The following is a 13,548-nucleotide window of genomic DNA, read 5'->3' on the forward strand; positions in this document are numbered from 1 at the left end:
ATGGCCGACGACACCACCGACTCCGACGGCGTCGCCGCCGGAGACTCGGCCGACGTCCCGGCGAGCGGATCCCGCCGGTCATGGCGGCGGTGGCTCAAGCTCGGCGGGGTACTGCTGGTCGTCGTCATCCTGGCGGTCGAGCTGGTCCTGGTGTGGCCGCATCTCTCCCCGGCGTGGTCCCGGATCGGGGAGATCCACTGGTGGTGGATCGCCGCGTGCATCGTCGCCTCGATGCTGTCGATGGATGCGCCCGCCCAGGTGCAGCGGGTCCTGATGCGTTCGGCCGGCGTCCGGGTCCGCCAGCGCGAGTCGCTGGCGGTGATCCTGGCTTCCAACTCGATCTCCCAGACCATGCCCGGCGGTCAGGTGCTCGCGCCCGCGTTCATCTACCGGGAGAGCCGCAAGTGGGGTGCGACGCCGATCGCCGCGTCGTGGCAACTGGTGATGTCCGGCCTGCTGGCCGGCGTCGGGCTGGCGTTGCTCGGCCTCGGCGGCGCCTTCCTGGCCGGCGCCAAGACCAGTCCGTTCTCGGTGATCTTCAGCATCTCGGGATTCGTCGTCTTCGTCGTCGTGATGCAGTATCTGGCGAGCCGCCCGGAGTCGCTGGAGGGCGTCGGCCGACAGGTGTTGGGCTGGATCAACCGGCTCCGGGAGAAACCCGCCGACCACGGCACCGCTCGCCTCCGCCGGGTTCTGGAGCAGTTGCGGGCGGTCAAACTGGGCCGCCGGGACGCCGGTGAGGCCTTCGGCTGGAGCCTGTTCAACTGGATCGCAGACGTCGCGTGCCTGGCGTTCGCGTGCTATGCCATCGGCGCCGAGCCCGGGATCGCCGGCCTGATGGTCGCCTACGCGGCGAGCAAAGCGGCCGGCAGCGCCATTCCGCTGCTGCCCGGCGGTCTGGGCGTGTTCGAGGCGGTGATGATGCCGACACTGGTGAGCGCCGGGATGACCGGTCCCGACGCGATCATGGTGATCATCATCTACCGCATCATCAGCTGGCTGCTCGTGGCCCTCGTCGGCTGGGTGGTGATCGCCTTCCGCTACCGGCATGCGATCACCTCGCGCGAGGAGATCCGGATCGAGATGGAGCGCGAGGAAGACTCCGAGGACGGGGAGGAATCGGGCAGCACCGCTGCCCGGGACTGACCGGCCTCGCCCTGCGGGCGAACCGGGACCGGCTAGCGTTGCCTTCATGACCCCGCCGTCGTCCAGCCCCCAGTCGTCCACCCCGCCTTCTGCCACCACACCGAGTTCTCCCGTCCGCCCCGTGCTCGCCGGGTCTGCCGTGCTCGACGTGGCAGCCGTGGCGGTGTTCATCGCGGTGGGCAGGTCCACGCACGACGAGGCGGCGTCGGTGACCGGCTACCTGAACGCCCTGTGGCCGTTCCTGGCCGGACTCGCCGTCGGCTGGCTGTTCTGTCTCGCCGCGGCCGCCCGCCGACCGCGAGCGACGACCCCCGAGGGCTCCCGATGGGCGCCGCACCGGGTCTTCCCGGCGGGCGTGGTGATCTGGGTCGGCACCGTCGCGGTGGGCATGGCCTTGCGCTGGGTGGCCGACCAGGGCGTCGCGACGGCGTTCGTCATCGTCGCGTCGATCGCCACGGCGGTCCTGCTGCTCGGCTGGCGCGTGATCGCCCTCATCCTGGGCGGCCGCCGGATCCGCAGCTGAGGCGGGTCAGGAGATCCGGTAGTACTTCTGAGCCACCTGCAGCGCGGCGGTGCCCGAGCGCTGGCCCTCGCAGTAGACGACGATCACCTTGCCTCCGGAGATCCCGACGAACCAGCCCGGACCCTCCGGTCCGTTGGTGCCGACCAGGGCCCGCAGGCCCGGGGCACCGGTGATCTCGCTGGCGTCGCCGGTGCGTGCGGTGGCCGCCATCGCCGCGGCGATGCGGCGTGTCACCTCCCGGTCCATCGCACCCAGCCGTCCCCCGGTGACCTTGGTGGGCGGTCCCTTGATGAGGTCGGGCGGCTCGGAGTCGTGCTGCCCGGCCAGCGACCGGGCCACCGAGACGCCGAGCGTCCCCATGTTCAGCATGGTGGCGGCGAAGTCCTGCGGTGCGAACGCAGCCGCGGACACCGATCCCTCGGCCTTCTGGTGCGGCGCCACCACCCCGGGCACGGTCAACGTGACGCCGAGCCCGAGCTTGTGCATCTTCTCGGTGGCCTCGCCGTCGTTCTCGGACGCCGCATCCAGCGCGGAGAAGACCGGGTCCAGGGTGCTTCCGGTCGGGTAGGCGATGTCGGCGACGACGCGATTGCCGTCGGCGGCGCTGTTCTGCGCCATGCCCAGGATCCCGCCGGTGCGCGCATCGAAACTCATGATCGTCGCCGGCTGCGCCACCTCCACCGCGGCGTCCCCGAGCGTCAGCTGCTCGTTCTGGTTGATCGTGGTCATCACGTCGGGAGCGGGGCCGCCCTGCTCACCGGCCAGCTTGATCGGGGGCGAGCCGGGAACCGCCTGCTGCACCTGCCAGCCCGCGGTCGCGTCCCGGAGCGCCTGCCAGTAGTTGGTCAGCCCGGTCGACAGCGGCGTGGAGAGTCGGCGGTCGGTCATCACCAGCATGCCCGTCTGGACCACTGTCACCCCCACGATCCGTTCGGGGTCGGAGGCCAGCATCTTCATGTCGGGATTGCGGAGCGTCACCGTGACGGTCTCACCGCCCTGATTGGCGACGATCTTGTCGTTGATCACCCTCGCGGTGACCAGCGGCGCGATCGGCTTGATCGCCGCGGCCAGCGCGTCGACCGAGCGCTGCAGGTTTCTGGTCGCCGCAGGGTTGATGATGATCTCGTTGACGGGCTGCATCTGCATGAACGACTTGCCGGACACGCTGCGCACCGTCGGCGCGGGCCGAGCGTCCGTCCGGATCATCTGCAAGCGTCCGCCGACCGGCAGGCCGGTGTGCAGCAGGCCCGGATCCCACTGCACCTTCCAGCCGGTGGACAGTCGCCGGAGGCTGCCGCTGGTCGTCGTGGAGAAGTCGCGGTCGTCGGCCCACCGCCAGGTGGTGCTCATGTTGAACGACGCGGTGCCGTCGCTGTACTCGACGGTCTCGGTGACCTTCGCATCCACCTTGCGCGCGTGCATGCCAGCGAAGCTCACGCCGAGGGCTTCCGCGGCCTGCGAGGGCGAGGTGGTCATCTCGGCGGAGGCCTGCACGTCCTGGGCCGACATCGCCTCAGTGAACGCACGTGCCGCGCGGGCGGGCTCGCTGTCGTCGTCGCTTCCGCACGCGACCAGAGCGACCGCGGCCAGAGCGCTGACGACGCACGCCGCCACCACCCTCCGGAACCGCAGACCCATGGTCACAATCTTCACTGTAGTAACGCGACCTTGGCCAGCGCCCGCGTTCACGTTCCGGCGTCTAAGTGGTCACGATCCGGTCTACGCCCGGATCGGCCGATAATGGAACCATGTCTGCGCACGTCGTCCGGGCCGCCGATCGCCCCGTCACCGTCACCGAATGGCTCACCTCCCGCCACGGATTCTCGTTCGGTGATCATTACGATCCGGCCGACACCCACCACGGCGTGCTGCTGGTGCACAACGATGAGGTGGTGGCGCCGGGCCGGGGCTTCGACACGCACCCGCACCGAGAGACCGAGATCGTCACCTGGGTGCTGTCGGGGACCCTGGTGCACCAGGACTCCCGGGGCCACAGCGGCCTCATTCATCCCGGACTGGCCCAGCGGATGAGTGCCGGCACCGGAATCCTGCACTCCGAACGCAACGACCGCGGCCCGACGGCCGACGCCGCGGCGAGCGAACCGGTCCACTACGTGCAGATGTGGCTGCTCCCCGACGAGACCGGCCTCGACCCGTCGTACGAACAACGCGACGTCTCCTCCGAGCTCGCTGCCGGTGGTCTCCTGCCGCTCGCCTCCGGCGACCCCGCGCACGATTCGGCCATCCGGATACGCAACGCCGGCGCCACTTTGTGGGTCGCCCGCTTGGCCGCCGGGGAACGCGCGACGGTGCCCGCCGGCACGTACACCCACCTGTTCGTCACCGCCGGCGCCGCCGAAGTCGAGGGCACGGTCCTGCAGACCGCCGACACCCTACGTGCCACCGGATTCGCCGGTTCGGTGCTGACCGCGCTCACCGACACCGAGATCCTCCTCTGGACGATGCACAGCGCACTCGGCGAATGACGGGCCCTCCACGGGGCGGGCCCGGCTACGCTCTGGGCGATGAGGAGGCGCCCCGGCGTCGTCCGTCCGGCAGTATGGACGACGTGACCACTCTCGAAGACAAGCCCTCCGGCCTCGACCTGAACTGGATCGATGCCTCTGTCGCCGTCGGCGACGACCTGTTCAGCCACGTCAACGGACGTTGGCTGGCCGAGCACGAGATCCCCGCCGACCGCAGCGTCGACGGGGCGTTCCACCTCCTGCGTGACAACGCCGAGGCGCACGTTCGCGAGATCATCGAGGCCTGCGCGGCCGACGACGGCGCGGACCCGGCGTCGAACGCCGCCAAGATCGGTGCGCTCTATTCGTCGTTCATGGACACCGAGCGGATCGAGGAACTCGGGATCTCACCGATCTCCGGCGGCCTCGCCGCGATCGCTGGGATCCAGACCGCCACCGAGCTCGCCACCGTGCTCGGCGAGTTGGCGCGCGGCGGCATCGGCGGGCTGTTCGGCTTCTACGTCGACACCGACTCGAAGGACTCCGATCGCTACCTGGTGCACATCGTGCAGAGCGGCCTCGGACTGCCGGACGAGTCGTACTACCGCGAAGACAAGCACGCCCAGACGCGCCGGGCCTACGCCGAGCACGTCGAGCGGATGTTCGCGCTCGCCGGTTTCGACGACGCCGCCGCCCGCGCCGCGACCGTCGTCGACCTGGAGACCGAGCTCGCGTCGCACCACTGGGACGTGGTGCGCCGGCGCGATGCGGAGGCGACCTACAACCTGATGACGCGCGACGAGTTCGCCTCGGCCGCCGCCGGATTCGACCTCGACGCCTGGATCGCAGCCCTTTCGACAAGCTCAAGGGGCGCAGGAGACTCGTACGCGGGGGGTCCGCACGCGGATCCGTTCGGCGAGGTGGTGGTCGGCCAGCCGTCGTTCCTCACCGGCGGCACGCAGGTGCTGGCGCAGCGCCCGCTCGAGGACGTCAAGACCTGGCTGACCTGGCGACTGCTCCGCGGTGCGGCGCCGTACCTCTCGTCGGCCTTCGTCGACGAGAACTTCGCGTTCTACGGCACCACCTTGTCCGGCGCGCCGGAGAACCGGGACCGCTGGAAGCGCGGTGTCGGCTTCGTCGAGGACGCGATGGGCTTCGCCGTCGGCGAGCTGTATGTGGACAAGCACTTCCCGCCCGCGGCCAAGGCGCGGATGGACGAGCTGATCGACAACCTGATCGAGGCCTACCGCCGCAATATCGCCGACCTGGAGTGGATGACCCCGGCTACCCGGGAGAGGGCCCTGGCCAAGCTCGACCGCTTCACTCCGAAGATCGGCTATCCAGCGACGACGCGCGACTACAGCGCCCTGCAGGCGGACCCGGCCGACCTGATCGGAAACGTCGCCCGTGCCGCCGCCTTCGAGACCGAACGCGAGCTGCGCAAGATCGGGCAGCCGGTAGACCGCGACGAATGGTTCATGACCCCGCAGACAGTCAACGCCTACTACAACCCGGGCATGAACGAGATCGTCTTCCCGGCCGCGATCCTGCAACCGCCGTTCTTCGACGCCGGAGCCGACGACGCCGCCAACTACGGCGGAATCGGCGCAGTGATCGGGCATGAGATCGGCCACGGCTTCGACGACCAGGGCGCCAAGTACGACGGCGACGGCAATCTGGTGGACTGGTGGACCGACGACGACCGCGCCGAGTTCGGTCAGCGCACCTCCGCTCTGGCCGCCCAGTACCAGCAGTACACGCCGAACGGCCTCGACCCGAAGTACACGGTCAACGGGGAGTTCACCCTCGGCGAGAACATCGGCGACCTGGGCGGTCTGTCCATCGCGCTGGTGGCGTACCGGATCGCGACGGAGGGGGACACACCACCGGTGGTGGACGGCCTCACCGGCGAGCAGCGGGTCTTCTTCAGCTGGGCGCAGATCTGGCGAACCAAGACGCGCGACGAGGAGGCCATCCGCCGGCTCTCGATCGATCCGCATTCCCCGCCGGAGTTCCGCTGCAACGGCGTCGTCCGCAACATCGACGCCTTCTACGACGCGTTCGACGTTCCCGAGACCGCGGCGCTCTATCTGGCACCGGACGAGCGCGTCCGGATCTGGTGACGTGACCCCCGCGCAGGCGCGATCGGCGGCGCGCTGGCTGCTGCCGGCGATCGCCGTGCTGGTCTGGCTCGGCATCGGAGGAGCCACCGGACCCCTGGCCGGCCAGCTCAGCCAGGTCACCACCACCGAGGCGAGCGCCTTTCTGCCCGCGTCCGCGGAGTCGACGGCGGTGGCCGAGCAACTCCCCGCATTCACCGACACCGGCTACTTCCCGGCCATCGTGGTCGCCGAACGCGACGGCGGCATCACCGCCGATGATCGCGCCTACCTGCGCGAAGCCACCGCTCCGCTGGCCGGCGCTGAGGGCTTCGGCCCGGCTTTCTCTCCGGTGCTGCCGTCCGCGGACGGTGCGGCGGCGCAGCAGTTCGTGCCGATCTCCACCGACGGCAAGCCGCGGCCCCGGATCGAGGAACTGCGCACCGCCCTCGCCGATCCACCGCTCGGGCTGGTGGTCGCGGTGACCGGACCGGCGGCACAGGCCGCCGATCTGTCCGGGGCGTTCGCCGGAATCGACGGGCTGCTGCTCCTGGTCGCGGGGACGCTGGTGCTGCTCATCCTGATCGTGGTCTACCGGTCCCCGATCCTGCCGATCGTGGTGCTGATCTCGGCGATCCTCGCGCTCGCGCTCGCTTCCGGGCTGGTCTACCTGCTCGCCTCGTCCGGAGTCCTCGAGCTGAACGGCCAGAGCCAGGGCATTCTGTTCATCCTCGTCTTCGGAGCGGCGACCGACTACGCGCTGCTGCTGGTCGCACGGTACCGGGAGACGCTGGGCGAGTTGGTCGATGCGCGCGCCGCCCTGCGCACAGCGTGGCGGGCCACCCTCCCTGCGATCTCCGCTTCGGCGGGCACCGTGATCCTCGGCGTGCTGTGCCTGCTGCTCAGCGACCTGAACTCGAACCGCAGTCTGGGCCCCATCGCGGCGCTGGGCATCGCGGCCTCCTTCCTGGCGTCGATCACCTTTCTGCCCGCGATGCTCGCGCTGCTGGGCCGCGCCGCGTTCTGGCCCCGCCGGCCGGAGGTTCACCACGGGCCAGCTCCGATCGCGACCGATCCGGGGATCAGGGAGTCGCCCGCCTCCTCCTCGCACCGGATCTGGGCGCGTATCGCGGCGTTCGTGGCGGCGGCGCCCCGCCGGGTCTGGGCGGCCACCCTCGCCGTACTGATCCTGGGTGCCGTGTTCGCCCCGATGTTCCGCGCCGACGGCGTGGCCACGAACGACTTCTTCCTCGGCCAGGTGGAGTCCGTCGAGGGCGCGCGGATCCACGCGCAGCACTTCGAAGCAGGCTCCGGCAGTCCGACCTGGATCCTCGTCGACGCCTCGGCCGCCGGCGATGCCGAGCGCATCGCCGACGGCACGCCCGGAGTCGCCGAGGCCGCCGTCCTGGACCGCGACGGTGCGCCCGTCGTCCGCGACGGACGCTCCGCGGTGCAGGTGACCCTGACCGACGATCCGGACTCACTGGCCGCGCAGGACACGGTCGCCACGCTCCGCGACGAACTCGACGGTCTGCCCAGCGCGCAGGTCGGCGGCGCCACCGCCGTGGACCTCGACACCCGGCTGGCCGCCGAGCACGACCGTAATCTCGTCATCCCGGCGGTGCTCGTGGTGGTTCTGCTGGTGCTGATCCTGCTGTTGCGCTCGCTGGCCGCGCCGGCCCTGTTGCTGGCGACGACGGTGCTCTCCTTCGCGACGACCCTGGGAATCGCCGCGCTGCTGTTCAACGGCCCCTTCGACTTCCCGGGCGCCGATCCGACGGTCCCGCTGTTCGCCTTCGTCTTCCTGGTCGCGCTCGGCATCGACTACAACATCTTCCTGATGACCCGGGCCCGCGAGGAGGCGCGGCGCCACGGCACCCGGGCGGGCATGATCACCGCGCTGACCAGTACCGGCGGGGTGATCAGCGCAGCGGGCATCGTGCTGGCCGCCACCTTCGCGGCGCTCGCGGTGATCCCCCTGCTGTTCCTGGCGCAGGTCGCGTTCCTGGTCGCCGCCGGCGTGCTGATCGACACCCTGATCGTGCGCTCGCTCCTGGTGCCCGCGGTGACCCTCGACGCGGGGCGGCGCATCTGGTGGCCGAATCGTGCCATGACCGCGCAGACGGCGCCTGAAGAAGGCGGTTCGGCGAGAATGGCCGGGTGAGCAAGAACAGTCCCGATCGGACCGACGCACCCGCCGACGAGTCGACTGACGACGCTCCGGTCATCAAGCCCCAGGGCGTCGTCGAATCCGCGGCCCTCGACAACGTCAACGCCGGCTGGATCTCACGGGCGCTGCTCGGACCGGTCTTCGCCGCGTGCGTGATGCTGATCGCCTACTTCTTGCTGCCGTTCAATCAGAAGAGCGACTGGAACGTGCTCGGTTCGGTGGTCGGCGCGCTGCTGCTGCTCGCCTTCTGCGTCTGGGAGATCCGCAGCTTTCTGCACGCGACGTACCCGCTGGCGGCGGCCCTGGAAATGCTCGCCGCCCTGGTGATGCTGTACCTGATCAGCTTCTCGACCGTCTACTTCATCTTCTCCGACTACGATCCCGGCAGCTTCAACGAGCACCTGACCCGCATGGACGCACTGTACTTCTGCCTCACCGTGTTCACGACGACGGGTTTCGGCGACATCGACGCCCTCACGCAGGGCGCGCGGATCGCGGTGTCGATCCAGATGGTCAGCAATCTGATCCTGATCGGTCTGGGCTTCCGCCTGTTCAGCATGGTGGTGACGGCCCGGCTCCGCGCGAGCCGGGAGACCGCCTGAGCCACGCCGCCGATCAGGCACGGAAGATCAGCGCGCGAGGAATGCGCCGACCGTCGCCTCGAAGGCCTGCTTCGCCTCGATCATCACCCAGTGCCCGCATCGCGGGAACACGTGCAGTTCGGCGTCCGGAATCAGCCGCATCGGGATCATCGCCATGTCCGGCGGACTGACACGGTCGTCACGGCCCCAGGTCAGCAACGTCGGGCACGTCACCTTGTGCATCATCGCCCAGTACGGCGGCACGTCGGCCTGCGCCAGGTACTTCTGCGCCATGTCGAAGGCCGCCGAGCCGTACATCATGGCGGCGGTGGCACGCGCGTCCGGATCGGTCGCCGCCACCCAGCGTTCTTCGATCAACTGCTCGGTGACTATCGCCCTGTCGTAGACCATCGAATTGAGCCAGCGCACGAGTTTGTCGCGATCGGGGTCGTCGGTGAACTCCTGCAGCAGGCGCAGGCCCTCGCTCGGGCTCGGGCTGAAGACGTTGGGGCCGACACCGCCGATCGTCACCAGCTTGACGATCCGGTCCGGGTGCTTGACCGCGAGATTGATCCCCACCACCCCGCCCATCGAGTTGCCGATCACCGCGGCACGATCGATTCCCAGACCGTCCATGAACCGGATCACCGCTTTCCCCGCGGTGAGGACCGGATGACCGTCGACCGGATCGGAGACGCCGAAACCCGGGAACTCGACCACATAGCAGTGATGGGTCCGCGCGAAGAACCCCAGGTTCTGGCGGTAGTTCCGCCACCCGGTCACGCCCGGCCCGCTGCCGTGCAGCAGCAGGAGGACGTCGTCGTTCTCCGCGCCGGCCTCGTGATAGCGGATCACTCCGGCGTCGGTGGCAAGTTCTCGGCGAGTGTTCTCGAATGTCAGCTCCACACCTCGATACTAGAACACGTTCTAGGTCTCGATACGCTCCTCCGTCGCTACTCGACCACCAGACCTCGATACGCCCCTCCGTCGCTACTCGACCACCAGACCTCGATACGCCCATCCGTCGCTACTCGACCACCAGACCTCGATACGCCCCTCCGTCGCTACCCGACCACCAGACCTCGATACGCCCATCCGTCGCTACCCGACCACCAGACCTCGATACGCCCCTCCGTCGCTACCCGACCACCAGACCTCGATACGCCCCTCCGTCGCTACCCGACCACCAGACCTCGATACGCCCCTCCGTCGCTACCCGACCACCAGACCTCGATACGCCCCTCCGTCGCTACCCGACCACCAGACCTCGATACGCCCCTCCGTCGCTACCCGACCACCAGACCTCGATACGCCCCTCCGTCGCTACTCGACCACCAGACCTCGATACGCCCATCCGTCGCTACTCGACCACCAGACCTCGATACGCTCCTCCGTCGCTACCCGACCACCGGCCGTAGGGTGGAAGCATGCACATCGATCCCTCCGTTCCTGTCGTCGCCGCAGGCCTCGTCGGCGGCTACGCCGTCGCCCGTTACACCGGGGTGCGCCCGCTCGGCGGCGCAGTTCTCGCCGTCGCCGGGGCAGCCGCCGGCCGCAGCTGGCTCCGGCGCGGTCCAGTCGTCACCGCCGGGCTGACCGCCGCCTACCTGGGCGCATTCGGCGCCTCGCACCCGCTGGCCAAGAAGATCGGCGCGTGGCCCTCGGTCGCCGCCGCCACCCTCGCCGCTTCCGGTCTGACCGCGGCGGTCACGTCCGCCACCGGGACCGAACCCGCTCGACCGTAAGTTCAACTATGGTCTAGGTCACACCCTGCAGCCGACCCCGAGGTGGTGCCCGATGACCGTGCTCGAACCGCAGATCGATCTCCGGGAGGGCTTCTCGTCGCTCCGGGCCGGTGGACTGCACTGGGATGCGTTCCCGCTGCGCCTGTTCACCAAGGGCAACGCGAAGTTCTGGGATCCCGCCGCGATCGACTTCTCGACCGACGCTGCGGACTGGGCTCGGCTCGACGACGAACAGCGGCGCAGCGCCTGCTATCTGGTGGCCCAGTTCGTCGCCGGCGAAGAAGCTGTGACCCAGGACATCCAGCCGTTCCTGGCGGCGATGAGCGCCGAGGGCCGCTTCGGCGACGAGATGTACCTGTCGCAGTTCTGCTTCGAAGAGGCCAAGCACGCGCAGGGATTCCGACTGTGGATGGACGCCGTCGGACTCACGGCGGACATGCACTCGTACGTCGCCGAGAACCCGTACTACCGGAAGCTCTTCTACACCGAACTTCCCGAATCGCTGCGCATCCTGCAGAGCGACCCGTCGCCGCGGAATCAGGTGCGAGCGAGCGTCACCTACAACCACGTGATCGAGGGCAGTCTGGCGCTGACCGGCTACTACGCCTGGAACAAAGTGTGTGCGATCGAGGGGATCCTGCCCGGTATGCAAGAACTGATCGGCCGCATCGCCGACGACGAACGCCGGCACATGGCGTGGGGCACCTTCACCTGCCGCCGCCACGTCGCGGCCGACGACACCCTCTGGGAGGTGGTCACCGAGCGGATGGGCGAGTTGCTGCCGCTGGCCCTGGGCATGATCGGATGGGTCGACGATCAGTTCGAGGATCCGCCGTTCGGCATCGACAACGACGAGTTCGTCGCCTACGCGGCCGATCGCGCGCAGCGCCGGCTGGGCGCCATCGAGTCGGCTCGCGGACGTCCGGTCGAGGAGATCGACCTCGACTACTCCCCCGCCGTCCTGGAGGACACCTTCGGCGACGAGGACCGGGCCGCAATGGCCAAGCACTGATCCGTCCAGAGCTCACTCCGTCTGGATCGCCGACGCCGAAGCCTCGAGGGAGTGAACAGCGTAGGCCCCAACAGTAAATGTTCAAATTTGTTTACGACTGTCGGAGTGCATATCAAAGTGCACACATGCAGTGGACCGCAGCGCACGGTTGAGGGAAATCGCGTCATCGAAGGCGAGGGCGGCGGAATCCGGGAAGCTCGCTTGGTCCTGCGAAAAGCCGGCATGCGGCCACCTGAGTTCCAGGACACCGCCGTGCGCTTCACCGCGAGGATCTCGCGGCACGCGCTGCTGTCTGAGAAGGACCTGGACTGACTCGGGCGGGTTGCCGCCCATGCCCCGCTCTCCGATATGCAGCGGGAGATCCTGGCATCCATGCGAAGCGGTCAGGAGTGGACCAATTCGCTGGTCCGCGAAGAGTTCGCACCCATCGACTCACGGGAGGCACTCGGTGTCCTCCAAGGTCTGGTCAACGAGGGCTTGACCGTCTCCGTCGGTGATCGCGGCAGCACAACTTATCGCCTCGCTCCCGACCTCTTCGACGCCGCGGACCGCACCGTTCCGGAAGTGGAGGTCATCTCCGAGAGTCTCCGTGCCGACTCCCAAGAGACTGACTCCCAAGAGACTACGGTCGCGGACCGCAAGGCCGTCGACACCAAGCACGCCCCGTCTATCGTCGACGCTCTGCAGGAGGGCCCCGGCCTGGGGCTGTCCAAGAAGGCGATCATGGCCGCCACCGGCCTGACGGATGCACAGGTCACACACGCGTTGCGGAAGATGGAGGGCGCTGGGACGGTCGTCGTCGACGGTGGCCGCGGGATTCGCGGCACACGCTATCGGCTGCCCGAAGGCTCCAGCAGAGTCGGGACAGCCGACTAGCCTCTTCGCCTACCTCAGCTGTTCACAACGTGTCAGGGAAGTAACAACTAGCGATTTAGCTGTGCTTGGCGACCAGGTCGGTGATTCTCGCCAGTTGCGACCGCGAGACCTCGTCGGCGCGCTCGTCCTCGCCGAACACGTTCGAGCAGAGGATCGCGTCCTCGCGCGCGAGGAAGCCGCTCTCGCCGAGCACGGCGAACAGCTGGTCCCAGTCGACGTCGCCGTCGCCGATCGCCAGATGCTGGTGGACGCGCACCGCGTTCCCCGGCGGATTGGTGATGTACCGGAGACCGTGACTGCGGTTGTGGTCGAAGGTGTCCGCGGCGTACACCGCGCCCAGCCGATCGCCGAGTTGCGGGATCAGCGACTCGGCCCGGTCACCCATGTGAAAGGTGTGGCTGGCGACGTAGACGAAGCCGACCGCGGTCGAGTTCAGCCCGCGGATGATCTGCCATGCGGCCAGCCCGTCCTCGACGAAGTCGTCCGGATGTGGATCGATGTTCAGCGTGACTCCGTGCCGTTCCAGTACTGGGATCAGCTGCTCCATCGACCGGTAGAATCCGGCCTCGGATTCTTCGGCTCGCTCGGGGCGGCCGGAGAACTCGGTGTTGATCACCGGGACTTCGAGTTGCGCGGCGATCTCGATGATGCGCGTGAAGTTGCGCACCGCCGCCTGCCGCAGCGGCTCCTCCGGCCACGAGAGCCGCTGCACCGGCAGCAGCGAGGTGATCTTGACGCCGGTCGACGCCGAGCGCTCCCGCACCCGAGTCACGTACGCGTCGTCGACGCGCGGATGCCCGAAGAACGGGATCCAATCGGGGTGCGGAGTGAGCTGGATCCACTCGTACCCGTTGGCGGCCGCGACGTCGAAGAAGTCGAGGAAGTCGTGGGTGGAGTGGTACGGGGTGGGGTCGAGGGCGATGCGAGCCAT

12 protein-coding genes are annotated in these 13,548 nt (G+C 68.7%); 9 read left to right on the forward strand and 3 right to left on the reverse strand.

What is annotated here, in order from left to right; translation table 11 throughout:
- Together C6V83_RS00515 and C6V83_RS00520 are read left to right on the forward strand one after the other, a co-directional pair.
- Nucleotides 1-1,146 carry a lysylphosphatidylglycerol synthase transmembrane domain-containing protein gene (locus tag C6V83_RS00515; protein WP_105940740.1) on the forward strand — a complete coding sequence of 382 codons (1,146 nt, stop codon included), beginning with the start codon at nt 1-3 and terminating at the stop codon, nt 1,144-1,146.
- 46 nt (nt 1,147-1,192) lie between these two features.
- Complete coding sequence (locus C6V83_RS00520) at nt 1,193-1,669, forward strand: DUF3054 domain-containing protein (protein WP_105940741.1); 477 nt, start codon at nt 1,193-1,195, stop codon at nt 1,667-1,669.
- A 6-nt stretch (nt 1,670-1,675) separates the two neighbouring features.
- On the opposite strand, the gene C6V83_RS00525 is transcribed toward C6V83_RS00520, so the two are convergent.
- Nucleotides 1,676-3,307: an NTF2-like N-terminal transpeptidase domain-containing protein gene (locus C6V83_RS00525; protein ID WP_105943618.1), complete on the reverse strand. Its 1,632-nt coding sequence runs from the start codon at nt 3,305-3,307 to the stop codon at nt 1,676-1,678.
- 110 nt (nt 3,308-3,417) lie between these two features.
- Between C6V83_RS00525 and C6V83_RS00530 the strand changes: the two genes are divergently transcribed.
- From C6V83_RS00530 to C6V83_RS00545, 4 genes are all read left to right on the forward strand, one after another.
- A complete protein-coding gene (locus C6V83_RS00530) occupies nt 3,418-4,155 on the forward strand; it encodes a pirin family protein (RefSeq protein WP_105940742.1) in 738 nt (245 codons plus the stop codon).
- Nucleotides 4,156-4,229: 74 nt separating this feature from the next.
- Entirely contained in the window at nt 4,230-6,257 is a 2,028-nt protein-coding gene (locus tag C6V83_RS00535; protein ID WP_105940743.1) for a M13 family metallopeptidase, read from the forward strand.
- Nucleotide 6,258: 1 nt separating this feature from the next.
- The gene (locus C6V83_RS00540; RefSeq protein ID WP_105940744.1) at nt 6,259-8,397 is read left to right on the forward strand and encodes an MMPL family transporter; all 2,139 of its coding nucleotides are present in this window, start codon (nt 6,259-6,261) and stop codon (nt 8,395-8,397) included.
- Nucleotides 8,394-9,005, forward strand: coding sequence for a potassium channel family protein (locus tag C6V83_RS00545; RefSeq protein WP_234353805.1), 612 nt, complete (start codon nt 8,394-8,396; stop codon nt 9,003-9,005). The genes C6V83_RS00540 and C6V83_RS00545 overlap by 4 nt, the downstream gene beginning before the upstream one ends.
- 27 nt (nt 9,006-9,032) lie before the next feature.
- Here C6V83_RS00545 and C6V83_RS00550 read toward each other — a convergent pair whose 3' ends face one another.
- Nucleotides 9,033-9,890, reverse strand: coding sequence for an alpha/beta fold hydrolase (locus C6V83_RS00550; RefSeq protein ID WP_105940745.1), 858 nt, complete (start codon nt 9,888-9,890; stop codon nt 9,033-9,035).
- 521 nt (nt 9,891-10,411) lie between these two features.
- On the opposite strand from C6V83_RS00550, the gene C6V83_RS00555 reads away from it, so the two are divergent.
- From C6V83_RS00555 to C6V83_RS00565, 3 genes are all read left to right on the forward strand, one after another.
- Nucleotides 10,412-10,729 (forward strand): hypothetical protein, encoded by a 318-nt coding sequence (locus tag C6V83_RS00555; RefSeq protein WP_105940746.1) that lies wholly within the window; start codon nt 10,412-10,414, stop codon nt 10,727-10,729.
- A 52-nt stretch (nt 10,730-10,781) separates the two neighbouring features.
- A complete protein-coding gene (locus tag C6V83_RS00560; RefSeq protein ID WP_105940747.1) occupies nt 10,782-11,741 on the forward strand; it encodes a R2-like ligand-binding oxidase in 960 nt (319 codons plus the stop codon).
- A 372-nt stretch (nt 11,742-12,113) separates the two neighbouring features.
- On the forward strand, nt 12,114-12,617 hold the full coding sequence (locus C6V83_RS00565; protein WP_159067411.1) for a hypothetical protein: 504 nt from the start codon (nt 12,114-12,116) through the stop codon (nt 12,615-12,617).
- 55 nt (nt 12,618-12,672) lie between these two features.
- On the opposite strand, the gene C6V83_RS00570 is transcribed toward C6V83_RS00565, so the two are convergent.
- Nucleotides 12,673-13,548, reverse strand: coding sequence for a sugar phosphate isomerase/epimerase family protein (locus C6V83_RS00570; RefSeq protein ID WP_105940749.1), 876 nt, complete (start codon nt 13,546-13,548; stop codon nt 12,673-12,675).

The organism is Gordonia iterans (assembly GCF_002993285.1).
GTDB classification, from domain to species: Bacteria; Actinomycetota; Actinomycetes; order Mycobacteriales; family Mycobacteriaceae; genus Gordonia; species Gordonia iterans.